Source organism: Corynebacterium sp. H128 (assembly GCF_037482625.1).
In the GTDB taxonomy this organism is placed as follows: Bacteria; Actinomycetota; Actinomycetes; order Mycobacteriales; family Mycobacteriaceae; genus Corynebacterium.
This window is the reverse complement of sequence record NZ_JBBHKW010000012.1, coordinates 1-14209: the sequence shown is the minus strand read 5'-3', so window position 1 is coordinate 14209 and position 14209 is coordinate 1. Positions and strand designations below refer to the sequence as shown.

Below are 14209 nucleotides of genomic sequence, written 5' to 3'. Positions count from 1 at the left end.
CGTGCTTGAACAAACCCTGTATCTACTGGACGTAGACTTCGTCCGCACCGCGCTAATGGCGGCCGCGCTGCTCGGCATTGTTTCTGGAGTTATGGCCCCACTCATTGTGCTGCGTCAAATGAGTTTTTCGGTGCACGGCACTTCTGAGCTCGCGTTGATGGGTGCCTCCGCCGCACTACTTCTTGGCCTCAACGTGGGACTGGGCGCCGTAGTAGGTTCCATAGTTGCAGCGATTATCCTGGCGCTGCTGGGAATGAGCCAGCAAGACAGTGCCGTCGGCGTAGTGATGAGCTTTGGCATGGGCCTATCGGTGCTGTTTATCCACCTCTACCCCGGAAAGTCCTCGACGGCCTTTTCCCTGTTAACTGGGCAAATCGTCGGCGTCTCTGGGGCTTCACTGGGACTGCTGGCCGTGATTGTCGCAGTGGTTGTCGGAGCAGTCGCTTTGCTGTGGCGTCCGCTGCTGTTTGCCTCCGCAGACCCTGCCATGGCAGCCGCCGCCGGAATCAACGTCCGCTTGATAGCTATCCTGTTTGCGGTGCTCGTGGGCCTGACCACCGCGCAGTCAGTTCAGATCGTCGGCGCCTTGCTCGTCATGGCGTTGCTCATCACTCCGGGCGCAGCGGCAGTGCAGATTACCTCAAGCCCAATCACAGCCGTAGCGTGGTCCATCCTGTTCGCGGAAGTCGCGGCGGTAGGTGGCCTACTCCTGTCCCTAGCCCCTGGACTTCCCGTGAGCGTCTTTGTAACCACGATCTCCTTCGCCATCTACCTCATCTGCCGACTAATCGGCTGGCGACGCGGCAAGGTCGTGGTGGCGCGGGAAAATCGCAACGCGCATTGCTGCGGCCACGCGCACACAGACTAGCAGCAACTACTTCCGCCAGAGCCTGGCCACATGCAACGCTAGGTAGGACACTTCGTCCTCTGTCAGGGCCTCACCCATTCGCAGTTCGACGAGTTCGGCGAGCTGTTCGGCGCGGTCCTTCGCATCCGGGTAGGACTGCGCCACAGCTTCAGCGACAGCCGAAGGTTCGCCCGAAAGCTGTTTGTGCTGCGCAATGCGCACAAAGAGGTATCGCAGGTGGGTGATGAAGCGAGCGATGCTGATCTGGTCCAGCTCGGCGTCGTAGGACTTGTTCGGGTCTTGAGAAATGACCTCGATCATCTGCTCGATCAAACCGGTCATCTTGTAGGTATAAGACAGATCTCCGCTGGTAAAGCTGGCATTCACAATGTGCATCGTGAATGCCACGGCTTCTTGCTGGGAGATTTCCACGCGCAACCGCGAGTTAATTGCAGCCACGAGCTGTCGGGCTAGTGCGTACTCCTCGGCGTAGAGCTGTTGCACTTCGGCCTGCAGTGGGTAGGCCAGTTGCTGGCCTCCCATTGCGCGGCTGATTGCACCGCTGACGTGGTCAGCAAGGGCGATGACCAGGGTGAGCTTGTCTTGCAGGTCCATGTTGAAACCCGCGTCCACCATCGCTTCGATCACGATTTTGATGTGCTCGGCGGGGATGAAGGACAGCATCTCCCCGAGATGATCCGGATCCCTACCGTCTGCAGGATAAAAGACCTTTGCGATCTTTTCCTCATCCACTTCGTCACCGCGCTTGGTTTGGAAACCAACGCCGCGCCCAGTAACAACAACTTCGCCGCCCTCGGCCGTTGCGGCGAGGACGACGTTGTTGTTAAAGATTCGCAGAATCTGCATACTGTGCAGTCTACTAACTGACTAGCTTTCCACTGTGACTACCGTGTCACCAGCGGCCACCTTGCCAGCGGCTGCGGGCTGCACAGCACCGAGCTTTTTGGTGTTGGTGACGGTCATGATGACGGTTGGGTCATAGCCAGCCTTATCGACGGCCGTGAAGTCGACCTCAGCGAGCGGCTGTCCGACGGTGACGCGATCACCCTTTTGTACCAGCTGCTTGAAGCCTTCACCCTTCATTTTTACGGTGTCGATACCGATGTGGACGAGTACTTCCACGCCATCTTCGGTCTTGAGGCCATAGGCATGCCCCGTCTTCATGGCGGTTACTACGGTTCCTTCGATTGGAGATACCACGGTTGATTCGGCTGGCTTGATACCAACGCCCTCACCTAGTGCGCCGGAGGCAAACACTGCATCAGAAACTTCGGCTACAGCGACCATGTCGCCAGCTACTGGAGCGGCCAGGGTGCGGGTCTTGGTCAGGGTTGCGACTCCGCCTGCGGCGCCTGCAGCGGTAGCTGCTGCTACTGGAGCTTCCTCACCAAACTGCTCGCTTTCACCATCAGCGTCGCGAGCTGCAGCGGCTCGGGCCAAAGCCTCTGCCTTTTCTTCAGGAGTGCGGTAGTCCGTGATAAGGATCAGGATGAACGCGGTGAAGAAGGCCACTGCGATCGCGATGACGTAGGTGAGCATTGGGCTAAACACTGGAATGGTCAGCAGCGAGGTGAAGACGAATGCCCCGGTCTTGACACCATCGGATGCCATACCAAGGATGGCGATGGTCAGACCACCGGTGAAACAACCAACGAGCATGCGTGGGTAGATGCGCTTGAAGCGGAGGTGGATACCGTACAGAGATGGCTCGGAGATGCCGCCAAGGAGGCCGGCAGCCAGTGCGGAAGCCGAAGTCTGGCGCATTTCCGGATCGTGGTCTTTGAGGGAAAGGACGAGCACGGCAGCAGTAGCACCGAAGCAAGCAAAGTTCCAGGCACCCATTGGGCCTTGGATGAAGTCGTAGCCGAGGGTCTGAATGTTCACCAGCATCAGAGCGTTGAGTGGCCAGTGCAGACCCAGTGGGACGAGGAATGGGTACAGCATTGGGATCAGGATGGCGAAAACGAACGGTGCATTGGAGTTCATCCAGGACAGGCCGATGCCAATTTCGTTGCCGAGCCAGACACCAAATGGGCCGATGAGGAATGCGGTGAGTGGGATCATGACCACCAGGGTCAGGAATGGCACGAAGACCATGTGGACTGCGGAAGGAATAATCTTCTGGAAGAACTTGTAACACAGCGCAGCAATCGCAGCCATGATCAGCGGTACGAATACGTTTCCGCCGTAGCCCTGCAGCAGCATCGGCAGGCCGAAGATGGTGGCCTTGCAGGTTTCAGTGCCCAGAGCGTCGTTGGTCACGCAGGTGGTGGCTGCGTTCTCAGCCAGGGAGAGGAATTCTGGGGTGAGCAGAGCGAACATGATGGAGCCCGTTACCCATGGATCGATGCGCAGCTTCTTGCCAGCATTGTAGGCAACCATTACTGGGAGGAAGTAGAAAACAGAGCGCCACATAGCGTCGACGAAGATCCAACTGATTGCCTTGTCAGTGGCACGGAAATCGACGATCTCCAGTGCGTCGAGAACTGCAGTGAATGCAATGATGAGGGAGGCACCGAGCAGCACGCCGAGAATTGGGCGGAAGGAATCGGACAGGTACTCGAAGAAAGCATCCATCCACGGAAGCTTGCCCTTGGTCTTTGCGCGTGCTTCAGCCTTGACGTCAGCATCAGACTTCACTCGCGAACCGGCACCCTTCATGGCCGGGAGGGAGTTCATGTCGTCGTACACGGTGGCTACGTCGCCACCGATTACCACTTGGTAGTGGTTGCCACCCTGAGGTACTGCTCCCATTACCTTTGGAATCGCATCTAAAGCCTTCTTGTCAGCCATTGATGCGTCGTTAAGCTCGAAGCGCAAGCGGGTTGCACAGTGAGAAAACGAAGCGATGTTCTCGGCACCACCGATGGCGTCGAGAATCGCTTGCGCGGTTTGCTCTCGTTGTGATGACACGTTCAGATCTCCTTTTAGATTGAACTTGCGTAAACGCGGGGCTGTCCTTCGAAGATCAGCAGAAATGACAAAAGACCTGGGACATCAAACACCGAACGGAAAACCGCTCAGTATCTCATGTCCCAGGTCTTGCCTCACCGAAATTCGTGAGTAACAACCCTGTTGGTTGGAATAACCAAAATTTTACTACACGAATGTGGAACGACAAAGCCATATCCATGTGGCAAAAGTCGCAGCTACAAAAACAGCCGGGCACCACTGCCTGCGAGAGCAAAAAAGACGGGCCGACCGAAAGACCGACCCGTTCCTGCCGCGTTACTTCAGGCGTCGCTGGCGCGCAAACTCACTGAGCACCACGCCCGCAGCCACGGAGGCGTTGAGGGATTCCACCCAGCCTGACATCGGGATAGACATGATAGTGTCGCAGGTTTCGCCCACAAGTCGGGAGATTCCTTTACCCTCGGAGCCGACCACGATGACTACTGGATCAGTGCCATCATAGGTATCCAAGGTGTGGTCGCCACCAGCATCAAGACCGACAACCTGGTAACCGGCCTGCTGCAGGCGCTTGAGGGTTCGCACAAGGTTGACTTCACGAGCCACTGGCAGGCGCGCCGCGGTACCAGCTGAAGTTCGCCAGGTCACTGCAGTGACGGAGGCACTACGGCGCTCCGGAATGATCACTCCGTGTCCACCGAAAGCAGCAACGCTGCGGATCACCGCACCGAGGTTACGAGGGTCGGTGATGTTGTCCAGTACCACCAGCATGCCCGGTTCACCGGAATCGCGGACGGACTGCAGTAGATCTTCCACGTCCTTGTACTTGTACGGTTCCACTACCAGGCCAATTCCCTGGTGCATGGCATTGCCGGTCAGGCGATCCATCTCATAGCGCGCCTTTTCAATAACCGGAATGCCTCGGTTGTGCGCAATCAATACGGCTTCGGACAGACGGTCGTCGTTAGCGGTGCCTTCTGCCACATACAGTGCGATAGCAGGAACCTTGGCATGCAGGCACTCGACGACCGGGTTACGGCCGACGACGAACTCATCTTGTTCCTTCTCGTGCCGGCCTTGGTTGCGGCGCTCCGCAGTTTTCTTGGCGCGGTACTTAGCGTGGTATTCGCGGTCCTCGGCCTTTGGCGTCGGGCCTTTACCTTTCAGACCGCGGCGAATCTGGCCGCCTGAGCCCTTCACTGCGCCCTTTTTGTTGGTCTTGCGGACGGCGCCGCGTCGCTGATCATTTCCAGCCATGATGTATTCCTTAAACTAGCGACCACTGCGGGCCGTCGGGGGTATCGGTGACCTCGATGCCGGCTTCGACGAGACGATCTCGCACCTCGTCCGCAGCCTGCCAGTCCTTTTCAGCACGAGCTTGAGTGCGTCGCGCCAGCTCGGCTTCGACGAGCACAGAAAGTGCATGGTCGCCATCGCGTTTCGACGCCCATTTTTCCGACTGCGGGTCAACCCCAAGAACCGCCATCATCGCACGCACTTGGCCGCCAAGCCTAATCTGCTCCGCTTTATCCTTCGTAGAGTTGGCCGCCCGGACGGTGTTGTGGATCTCTGCCAATGCTTTCGGCACGGAGATATCGTCGTCCATTGCTGCTGCGAAAGCTGGAGTCCACGTGGTCTTTTCTACCGGGCCGAGGCGCTCGAGGAAGGACTCAATCCGGCGGTAGCCTGCGGCGGCTTCCTTCAGCGCTTCCTCGGAATACTCCAGCATGCTGCGGTAGTGCGCAGACCCGAGGTAGTATCGCAGCTCCACTGGCCGCACGATCTCCAAGATGTTCGGCACCGACAGCACGTTACCGAGGGACTTAGACATCTTCTCACCCGACATGGTGACCCAGCCGTTGTGCATCCAGTAGTTAGCAAAGCCATCGCCGGCGGCATGCGCCTGGGCGATCTCATTCTCGTGATGTGGGAATTGCAGATCGAGCCCACCGCAGTGAATATCAAAAGTGCCCCCCAGGTACTTAGTCGCCATAGCGGTGCACTCGATGTGCCATCCTGGGCGTCCTCGTCCCCATGGGGTGGGCCATGCAGGTTCCCCGGGTTTAGCTGCCTTCCACATGGTGAAGTCGCGCGGATCACGCTTTCCGGTGCCTGCCGATTCGCCCTGATCCATTTCCTCGAGCTTTTGACCGGAGAGCTGCCCATAGCCATCGATGGTGGTTGGGGTGGCGTAGACATTGCCGTCGGAGGCATAGCCGTGACCGTTATCGATGATGCGCTGCATGTACTCCACCATCTCTGTCACGTGGCCGGTAGCACGTGGTTCGATGCTGGGTGGTGTTACGCCGAGCTGATCGTACGCCCACTGGAAGTGACGTTCGTGGGTGGCTGCCCACTCCCACCAGGGGCGACCGTTCTCTTCGGCTTTTCGCAAAATCTTGTCATCGATGTCCGTCACGTTCCGCACGAAAGCGACATCGAGGCCCTTCGCCTCCAGCCAGTTACGCAAGACGTCAAAGGCTACACCGGAGCGAACGTGCCCGATGTGCGGGATTGACTGCACTGTGGCACCACACAAGTAAACCGAGGCGTGCCCTTCTCTTACAGGAACGAAGTCGCGGAGAGTTCTGGTGTTGGTGTCAAAAATGCGTAGAGTCACGCGTTTTAGTCTAGCCGTTCCACACCACGGCGGTGGCCACTGCTGCCCGACCTTCACCGCGGCCGGTAAAGCCCATGTGATCGGTAGTTGTAGCGGACACAGAAACGGGAGCACCGATCAGCTCAGACATCACCTGTTCTGCTTCCACCCTGCGCGGCCCTATCTTCGGAGTTTGGCCGACCAGCTGTACGGCTGCGTTTCCAATAACAAAGCCCTTGTCGGACAACAGCTCCCGTACTTCTCGCAACAATTGCGCACCGGAAACGCCGTCATATTCTTTGCGACCGACGCCAACAAAGCTGCCTAAATCCCCCAGCCCCGAAGCTGAGAGCAGCGCATCCACCACGGCATGGGCCACCACATCGCCGTCGGAATGGCCTTCGCATCCATCCTGGTCTTCAAACAGCAGGCATGCGATCCAACAAGGTTTTCCGGCTTCAATTTGGTGGGCATCGGTAGCGATACCGACGCGTGGAATCAGGTTAGTCACTGGGCACCTCAAAGATCGTTGGTTCGGCATCATCGGTAATCACTTGGGCAAGGACCATATCCATTGGCGTGGTCACTTTAAACGCCATCGGGTCGCCCTGCACGGTATGCACCGGCTCCCCCGCCCATTCCATCAGGCTGGCATCGTCGGTAGGCACAAAGTCCTGTTCCCCGCCGAAGAACTCCGTGTTCACACGCTTGAGGGTAGAAAGGTCAAATCCCTGAGGCGTTTGGACGGCCCGAAGCAAGGAGCGATCAGGCGTGTCGATGACAGCACCTTCGACCACCTTTTTGATCGTATCTGCCACCGCAACCACCGGAATCACTGCGTTCTTTCCGGCCAAGACTTCCCGGGCAACCCGGGCGATCATGCCGGGAGGGGTTAGGGCGCGCGCGGCGTCGTGAATGAGGACCACACCGGCGTCGTCAAGCGCCTGCAGTCCACACCAAATACTGTCCGCCCGCTCGCCGCCGCCATGCACGATGCGGATGGGTACTTCCGCCTCAAATAGCCCGCGTTTGCTGAGCAGCGTGCGACAGTATTCTTCCATGTCCGGGCTAACTAGGACGATGATGTCATCGACAACTGCCGAGTGGATCATCGCTTGGATGCTACGTTCCAGCAGAGTCTTTCCCCGGAGAGAAACGAATGCCTTCGGGACGGGGGCACCGAGTCGAGTCCCCTTGCCCGCGGCGGCGATCAGGGCGGTTACACGACGAGCCATGGCGGGACCGGACTTACTAGTCTTCGTCGTCGAAGTTGAGGTCATCGAGGTTGATGTCTTCATCTTCCTCAAGTGCCGGCGTCTCCGGTACGGAAGCACTTACGCGGTGCCTCTCGACGGCGGCATCCATCTGCGCAAGAATATCGTCAGCCTTCGCTTCGTCGACGGTCTCCGCCAAGGCGAGCTCGCCAACCAAAACCTGCCGCGCCTTCACAAGCATCCGCTTTTCACCTGCGGAAAGCCCACGATCCTGATCGCGTCGCCACAAATCACGAACGACTTCTGCAACCTTATTCACGTCGCCGGAAGCCAATCGCTCCTGGTTAGCCTTGTAGCGTCGAGACCAGTTGCCAGCTTCCTCCACGTCGGTTTCACGAAGCACGGAGAACACCTTTTGCAGGCCGTCTTCACCGACTACATCGCGAACGCCAACGAGTTCAGCATTTTTAGCGGGCACGCGTACCACGAGGTCAGACTGACGAATCTGGAGCACCAGATACTCCATCATTTGTCCGCCAAGTTCACGTTGCTCGATCGCCTCAATTTGCGCAGCCCCGTGGTGCGGATAAACGACAGTGTCCCCGACCTTGAATTCCATACCCACTCCTGACAGGTGTAATTGCAACAACGGCGATCATTCTACCACGCCAATTACCTGCGCCTTTGCATAGCCAATCCCACCCAATACAGGTGTGATTTTGCGTGAAAAGGAAAGAAAACTGTCAAGGGACTGCCTAACAACTAGGTGTTCTGAGAAAAGCCCGGCTAGACTGACTACTCGACAAATGTCTTGCCCAAAAGCCTCAGATGGAGGACAAAACCAAGTGATGATCCTGAAGACTGCCCGCCGTGGCGCACTCCTTGCCGTAGCAGGCGTAACTGTCGCCATGCTTTCCGCATGCAGCGCCGGCCAGATTTCCCAGACCTCGGACCAGGTCGCAGCAGTGGACGGCGCAAGCGCAACCACCGAGGATAAGTCCGTGGCGCTTCGTGACGTAACCGTCATCGTCAGCGAGGACAACTCCGCTGCCCTGAAGTTCACAGTGATCAACCAGGACACCACCATGAAGCCTCACGAGCTGAAGTCCGTGAAAGTTGATGGCAAGGACGTTCATCTCTCCGAGAGCCCTAAGCTCGAGCGCAACTGCAGCGCAGTCGCCGACTCCGCGACCAATATTGAGAAGATCAAAAAGAGTGAAGATGCTTGCATCACTTACCTGACCACCACGTTGGCCAACGACGGCTTCGCGGTCGGCGGCCAGAAGCCGGTAACCTTCGAGTTCGATTCCGGCAAGGTTGAGATGAAAGCGACCATCGCCGCCAACCACCACGAAGAGGGTGCCGATAACCGGGTAGAGCCTACCCACGCCCACTAGGCGTTATCTGGAGATGCGAGCCAAGATTCCTTGGCTCGTTTTCTTTAACACCATTTTAGAACAACTGTTCTAGCATTGTCCTGGCCATAGGCTAGTATCTTCAGACATGGCAAAAAAGGAAAGAAGCATTCACACCTGCAGCGAGTGTGGTTACTCCAGCCCAAAATGGCTCGGACGCTGCCCTGAATGCGGCGCATGGGGAACTCTAGAACTGAGCAGGCGTGTTGCCTCTAGCACTGCTAGCTTTTCCCCAAATACCGCCCTCACCCCGGCTTCACCTGCTGTCTCCATCAAGGACATTAGCCCGAGCGACAGCACGTCGAAGACTACGGGAATCGGCGAGTTAGACAGGGTGCTGGGCCAAGGAATTGTCCCAGGTTCCGTTGTCCTCCTCGCGGGCGAACCTGGCGTAGGCAAGTCCACCTTGTTGCTGGAAGTGGCGGCACAATGGGCCAAGCAAGGTCGCACCGCGCTCTACGTGACCGCAGAAGAATCGGCTGGGCAGGTCCGTCTTCGTGCAGAGCGGACGGGTGCTTTGATAGACACCCTTTACCTGGCTGCCGAATCCAATCTAGACGTAGTGTTCGGGCACGTCGAACAACTCAAGCCTTCCCTTCTGATCGTTGATTCCGTACAGACGATGAATGCACAGGGGGTAGAAGGCGTAGCAGGCGGAGTCGCCCAATCTAAGGCTGTCACTGCAGCCCTGACTTCGCTTGCCAAAACAACTGGCATAGCGGTGCTGTTGGTAGGACATGTAACCAAAGACGGCAACGTAGCCGGCCCGCGCACGCTCGAGCACTTAGTGGACGTGGTCCTAAACTTCGAGGGAGACCGACACTCCTCCTTACGGATGTTGCGAGGCATTAAGAACCGATTCGGCGCTACGGATGAGGTCGGGTGTTTTGAGCAGCAATCCGACGGCATTCATGAGGTCTCCGACCCCTCGGGGTTGTTCCTCTCTCATCGCGAGTCCACACCAGACGGCACCGCAGTAATGGTTGCTATGGACGGCGTCCGCCCTATCCTCGCAGAGGTGCAGACACTCTTGGTGGAAACCTCCGCGAAGAACCCCCGCCGAGCGGTTACTGGACTCGATGCCACACGGGTACCTATGGTGCTGGCGGTGCTGGCGGCTCGGGCCGGCATCAAGACTGCAGATAGAGATGCCTATGTGGCAACAGTCGGCGGGATGCGTATCGGGGAACCGGCCTCTGATCTGGCGGTCGCCCTCGCTACGGTTTCTGCTATGTCACAACGCCCACTGCCACCGAAGCTCGTTGTCATCGGCGAAGTAGGATTAGCTGGTGAAATCCGTCGCGTGCCAAATGTGCGTCGCCGGCTCCAAGAGGCGGCGCGGCTCGGCTATACCCGCGCTATCGTGCCAGATGGCGAGCGGATGAAAATTCCGGGCATGCACATCACGTACGCTATCGACATCGCCTCTGCAATCGCGCAAGTAAAGTAGGATCTCATGACCGAGTTCGCCACCACAACACCATATTCGCTCCGCGACACCCTCGAACGCCTAGCTCCCGGCACGGGCTTGCGAGACGGATTGGAGCGCATTCTCCGTGGACGTACCGGAGCCCTGATTGTGCTGGGTTATGACGAACACGTGGAAGCGATCAGCGACGGGGGCTTCGAAATCGATGTCCCGTTTGCCCCTACCCGTCTGCGGGAACTGTGCAAGATGGACGGTGCCGTGGTGTTGTCTACCGATGGATCCCGCATTCGACGCGCGAATGTGCAGCTCATGCCAGACCCAATGTTCCCGACCGAAGAGTCCGGCACCAGACACCGCTCTGCTGAACGCACCGCCTTGCAGACCGGATACCCGGTGATATCCGTCAGCCAGTCCATGAACATCATCACCGTGTACGTGGATAAAAAGCGCCACATCCTCGAAGGATCCTCGGACATTCTTTCCCGCGCGAATCAGGCTATCGCCACCATGGAGCGGTACCGCACGCGTCTCGACCAAGTCAACGAGCGCCTCTTTGTGGCCGAACTACATAACTATGCCTCGCTTTCCGACGTCATCACCGTTATCCAGCGGCTGGACATGCTGCGCAGAGCAGCGGAGACCATCGATCGCGATGTCATCGAGCTCGGCACCGACGGCAAGCAACTGGCGGTCCAGTTGGAAGAACTCTTCGGCGACAATGAAAAAGACCGCGAGCTCATCCTGCGGGACTATTTGGTCACCGCCGGAGTGCCTAGCGACGCAGACGTGAAAACGGCACTCGAAGAGTTAGAGCAGCTCAGTGACCAGGACATCGTCAAGTCCTCGCACATTGCCCGAATTCTCGGCTTCCCCACTGCAGAGGAAGCCCTCCACCAGTGGATCGTCCCACGTGGCTATCGAATCTTGGGCCGTGTGCCGCGCGTACAGCCCTTCCTCATGGACAAACTGATCCTTGCATTCGGAGACTCCAACAAACTGATGGAGGCAAGCGTCGAGGACATCGCCACCGTCGAAAGTGTGGGAGCTTTGTGGGCACGGCATATTCGCGACGGTTTGGTGCGACTGCGAGCCTAGGAAAAACCACTGGCTTTCAGCCGGCAGCTGTAGCCAGCACTAACCCAGGTTGAAGGTGAACGCCTCAGAATTGTTCGCACCAACCAAAGTGTGGAGGAAGTAGCTGCCTGCAGGGGCCGGCTGGCGCGCATCGCACTGGTTGGGGGCCGACGTAGTGCGAGACCAGACCGCCTCGTAGTGCCGTTCTTCCCCAGCCGGGAAAGTACGCTCGGAGGTGTCTTCGCTCGGGTTGCAATCCGTATCAGCCCAGAGTCGCTCGTTGGTACCCAGATTATAAACTTCGAACTTGAGCCCGTCTTTACGCAGGTCAATCTTACAATCCGCTGCGGTGGGATTCTTGACCGTTAGGTAGAACTTCGGACGCTCGTCCGGGCCATAGTTCGGCTTGTCAGCGGAAGCGGTGACCACGAGGTCCTCGAGTGAGCAGGATTTCTTCGGCTCAGGAGTCGGGGTTGCGGACGGCGACGCAGTTGCCGTAGCAGAAGCCGAAGGTGAAGCAGTGGCCGATGCCGAAGTAGATGCGGTTGGCGACGTCGTTTTATCAAAAGCGGACGCAGAGGTCGTTGGCTCCGGATCCTGCTCGTTGCCACCACCGCAACTGACCATCAGCCAGATTGCTAGGGCAACGATAATCAGCAAAGCTACGACAGCCGCAATGCGGCGTCGGATGTAGATAATCTCTGGTAGCTGCTTCTGGGTCACATACCCAGCTTAAAGGGCTAGCAGCCGGAATGCTGCTAGCCCTTGGGGTGTGTCTTTATCAGACGCCGTGCTCCACGATGGACTCAACCGAACCATCACCGAGTCGGTAGCGCGCACCGACCACGCCCAGCTCGCCTTCGTCGAGGGCCTGCTTGATCACTGGGCAACGATCCAGGACGATCTCAACGGTCTCCCGGACGTGCTCAATTTCGAAGTCATCAGTCGTGTCCATTCCCTTGCGCTTTGCGTTCAGGATCGACGGGGCAACCTTCTCAATCAGGACACGCTGGAATCCCGGCGGAATTTCGCCGCCTTCCAGCGCCGCCTCAGTGGCCTTCACCGCACCACAAGACTCGTGCCCCATGATGATGAGGTTCTTCACCCCAAGCCCTTCGACGGCGAATTCCAGCGAAGCAAATACGCCCATGTCCAGAACTTCGCCGGCGGTACGGATAACAAAAATATCGCCCGCACCTTGGTCAAAGATGTGTTCCACCGGGACCCGCGAGTCAGAACAAGCCAAAACGGCAGCCATTGGCTTTTGCCCTGTTACCAGCTCTTCTCGACGCGTCGCATCCAAGTTCTGATGCGTCATCGCAAAGTTCATGAATCGTACATTGCCCTTCTTTAGGGCATTCCAAATATTTTTCGGGTTAACTTCTGTGACATCACGCATAGTTATAATTGTGCTCTTTTGAGGAAAATTTTGAAAGTCCTTAGAGTGTTTAAATTATGTTGCAACACCGCTTAATTGCGTGGTTCCGGGCCAATGGTCGGGAAATCGTCTGGCGCAATCCACGTACCTCTGCCTGGGGAATTCTGCTTTCCGAGGTGATGAGTCAGCAAACTCCAGTGGCTCGCGTCGAGCCGATTTGGCAAGAGTGGATTTCCCGGTGGCCTACCCCCGCGGCTTTCGCACAGGCTACCCCTGCGGAGGTATTGCGCGGTTGGGGCAAGCTGGGCTACCCGCGGCGCGCGCTACGGCTACTCGAGTGCGCACAGGTGATCGTCGAAAAGCACCGTGGCGAAGTGCCCCAATCGGTACCTGAGCTGCTGGCGCTACCTGGCATCGGGGACTACACCGCCCGGGCGGTTGCGGCCTTCGCCTACGGTCAGTCCGTGCCCGTCGTCGACACAAATGTGCGTCGCGTGTACCGCCGGCTTATCGACGCCCAGTACCTCCCCGGCACTGCCCGGAAATCCGAACTCGCTGAGGTGGCTACACTCCTCCCAACAACGGATGCGCCCGAGTTTTCCGTGGCGCTCATGGAACTCGGCGCTCTGATATGCACTTCCACCCCGAAATGCGACATTTGTCCCGTGCGCGACCTCTGCGCTTGGCAGCAAGCCGGCTGCCCTGAGCCCTCCGCAGCAGAGCTGGCTAAAGCAAAGCGTCGCGTCCAAAAGTTCACTGGCACAGACCGCCAAGTGCGCGGGCTAATAATGGCAGTGCTGCGAGAAGCCGTCCTCCCAGTGCCGATGACGACTATCGACGTCGTATGGCCAGATGCCGACCAGCGCTCAAGGGCCTTATTCTCCCTCGTCGAAGACGGCCTTGCCGAGCAGGATGAGCAGGGTTATTTCCACCTACCGCGGTAAGTCATCCCACCAGGTAGTTTCACCCACACGCCACCGCGACTGTTCACGGTGACGGGGCCGATCTTGGTAGAAGCGGAGGCGCCGGAGCCGGAAACGTTAATCCAGCTGTTCTTACCGACCTTCTTCTTTTCGCGAAACAGAATTCCCATAGCTCCACAGTCTAACTGTTTCCCGCCCTTCGAATCCGCGGCAACTACTTCAAGAACTCGAAAAACCCAGGAAAGCGCTTCAGAAGTGCTACGTAATTCCTTGGCGGTGTCAAGCTGTGAATGCACCATTGAGTGTTTTCATCAGTATCTCACGAGGAGTGCACCCACCCAGCACGATTCGCGGAGTGTCATTGAGCTCATCTTGCACAAACTGGACATGCTCGGCAGT

The 14209-nt window shown here is 57.9% G+C and carries 15 protein-coding genes and 1 pseudogene; 5 read left to right on the top strand and 11 right to left on the bottom strand.

Going from position 1 to position 14209, the window contains the following annotated elements; all coding sequences use genetic code 11:
* Nucleotide 1 precedes the first annotated feature (1 nt).
* Nucleotides 2-868 (top strand): metal ABC transporter permease, encoded by an 867-nt coding sequence (locus WG915_RS10365; protein ID WP_339565310.1) that lies wholly within the window; start codon nt 2-4, stop codon nt 866-868.
* Between the two features lie 6 nt (nt 869-874).
* On the opposite strand, the gene WG915_RS10360 is transcribed toward WG915_RS10365, so the two are convergent.
* The 7 genes from WG915_RS10360 to WG915_RS10330 form a co-directional block, all read right to left on the bottom strand.
* On the bottom strand, nt 875-1714 hold the full coding sequence (locus WG915_RS10360; RefSeq protein WP_339565309.1) for a PRD domain-containing protein: 840 nt from the start codon (nt 1712-1714) through the stop codon (nt 875-877).
* Between the two features lie 21 nt (nt 1715-1735).
* Nucleotides 1736-3781: a glucose PTS transporter subunit IIA gene (locus tag WG915_RS10355; protein ID WP_339565308.1), complete on the bottom strand. Its 2046-nt coding sequence runs from the start codon at nt 3779-3781 to the stop codon at nt 1736-1738.
* Nucleotides 3782-4096: 315 nt separating this feature from the next.
* On the bottom strand, nt 4097-5035 hold the full coding sequence (rlmB, locus tag WG915_RS10350; RefSeq protein ID WP_339565307.1) for a 23S rRNA (guanosine(2251)-2'-O)-methyltransferase RlmB: 939 nt from the start codon (nt 5033-5035) through the stop codon (nt 4097-4099).
* A 10-nt stretch (nt 5036-5045) separates the two neighbouring features.
* Nucleotides 5046-6398, bottom strand: a complete 1353-nt coding sequence (cysS, locus tag WG915_RS10345; RefSeq protein ID WP_339565306.1) for a cysteine--tRNA ligase — start codon at nt 6396-6398, stop codon at nt 5046-5048.
* Between the two features lie 10 nt (nt 6399-6408).
* Nucleotides 6409-6888, bottom strand: coding sequence for a 2-C-methyl-D-erythritol 2,4-cyclodiphosphate synthase (gene ispF, locus WG915_RS10340; protein WP_339565305.1), 480 nt, complete (start codon nt 6886-6888; stop codon nt 6409-6411).
* On the bottom strand, nt 6881-7612 hold the full coding sequence (gene ispD / locus WG915_RS10335) for a 2-C-methyl-D-erythritol 4-phosphate cytidylyltransferase (RefSeq protein WP_339565304.1): 732 nt from the start codon (nt 7610-7612) through the stop codon (nt 6881-6883). Before ispD ends, ispF begins: the two co-directional genes overlap by 8 nt.
* Nucleotides 7613-7628: 16 nt before the next feature.
* Nucleotides 7629-8210: a CarD family transcriptional regulator gene (locus WG915_RS10330; protein ID WP_339565303.1), complete on the bottom strand. Its 582-nt coding sequence runs from the start codon at nt 8208-8210 to the stop codon at nt 7629-7631.
* A 229-nt stretch (nt 8211-8439) separates the two neighbouring features.
* Between WG915_RS10330 and WG915_RS10325 the strand changes: the two genes are divergently transcribed.
* The 3 genes from WG915_RS10325 (at nt 8440) to disA (ending at nt 11530) form a co-directional block, all read left to right on the top strand.
* Entirely contained in the window at nt 8440-8988 is a 549-nt protein-coding gene (locus WG915_RS10325; RefSeq protein ID WP_339565302.1) for a hypothetical protein, read from the top strand.
* Between the two features lie 106 nt (nt 8989-9094).
* Nucleotides 9095-10456 carry a DNA repair protein RadA gene (gene radA / locus WG915_RS10320; protein WP_339565301.1) on the top strand — a complete coding sequence of 454 codons (1362 nt, stop codon included), beginning with the start codon at nt 9095-9097 and terminating at the stop codon, nt 10454-10456.
* 6 nt (nt 10457-10462) lie between these two features.
* Complete coding sequence (gene disA / locus WG915_RS10315; RefSeq protein ID WP_339565300.1) at nt 10463-11530, top strand: DNA integrity scanning diadenylate cyclase DisA; 1068 nt, start codon at nt 10463-10465, stop codon at nt 11528-11530.
* 39 nt (nt 11531-11569) lie between these two features.
* Here disA and WG915_RS10310 read toward each other — a convergent pair whose 3' ends face one another.
* Together WG915_RS10310 and WG915_RS10305 are read right to left on the bottom strand one after the other, a co-directional pair.
* The gene (locus tag WG915_RS10310; protein WP_339565299.1) at nt 11570-12232 is read right to left on the bottom strand and encodes a hypothetical protein; all 663 of its coding nucleotides are present in this window, start codon (nt 12230-12232) and stop codon (nt 11570-11572) included.
* Between the two features lie 58 nt (nt 12233-12290).
* Nucleotides 12291-12908: a carbonic anhydrase gene (locus WG915_RS10305; RefSeq protein ID WP_339565298.1), complete on the bottom strand. Its 618-nt coding sequence runs from the start codon at nt 12906-12908 to the stop codon at nt 12291-12293.
* A 56-nt stretch (nt 12909-12964) separates the two neighbouring features.
* On the opposite strand from WG915_RS10305, the gene WG915_RS10300 reads away from it, so the two are divergent.
* Nucleotides 12965-13831, top strand: a complete 867-nt coding sequence (locus WG915_RS10300; protein WP_339565297.1) for an A/G-specific adenine glycosylase — start codon at nt 12965-12967, stop codon at nt 13829-13831.
* On the opposite strand, the gene WG915_RS10295 is transcribed toward WG915_RS10300, so the two are convergent.
* Both WG915_RS10295 and WG915_RS10290 read right to left on the bottom strand, forming a co-directional pair.
* On the bottom strand, nt 13810-13980 hold the full coding sequence (locus WG915_RS10295; RefSeq protein WP_339565296.1) for a DUF4236 domain-containing protein: 171 nt from the start codon (nt 13978-13980) through the stop codon (nt 13810-13812). The two genes, WG915_RS10300 and WG915_RS10295, sit on opposite strands and share 22 nt — an antisense overlap.
* 109 nt (nt 13981-14089) lie before the next feature.
* Nucleotides 14090-14209, bottom strand: a pseudogene (locus tag WG915_RS10290) (IS30 family transposase); the annotation flags it as partial.

Coding starts and splice junctions, on each gene's coding strand:
- WG915_RS10360 (WP_339565309.1), bottom strand. CDS start 1,714: ATGCAGATTCTGCGAATCTTTAACAACAACGTCGTCCTCGCCGCAACG.
- rlmB (WP_339565307.1), bottom strand. CDS start 5,035: ATGGCTGGAAATGATCAGCGACGCGGCGCCGTCCGCAAGACCAACAAA.
- ispD (WP_339565304.1), bottom strand. CDS start 7,612: ATGGCTCGTCGTGTAACCGCCCTGATCGCCGCCGCGGGCAAGGGGACT.
- WG915_RS10330 (WP_339565303.1), bottom strand. CDS start 8,210: ATGGAATTCAAGGTCGGGGACACTGTCGTTTATCCGCACCACGGGGCT.
- WG915_RS10325 (WP_339565302.1), top strand. CDS start 8,440: ATGATCCTGAAGACTGCCCGCCGTGGCGCACTCCTTGCCGTAGCAGGC.
- radA (WP_339565301.1), top strand. CDS start 9,095: ATGGCAAAAAAGGAAAGAAGCATTCACACCTGCAGCGAGTGTGGTTAC.
- disA (WP_339565300.1), top strand. CDS start 10,463: ATGACCGAGTTCGCCACCACAACACCATATTCGCTCCGCGACACCCTC.
- WG915_RS10305 (WP_339565298.1), bottom strand. CDS start 12,908: ATGCGTGATGTCACAGAAGTTAACCCGAAAAATATTTGGAATGCCCTA.
- WG915_RS10300 (WP_339565297.1), top strand. CDS start 12,965: ATGTTGCAACACCGCTTAATTGCGTGGTTCCGGGCCAATGGTCGGGAA.
- WG915_RS10295 (WP_339565296.1), bottom strand. CDS start 13,980: ATGGGAATTCTGTTTCGCGAAAAGAAGAAGGTCGGTAAGAACAGCTGG.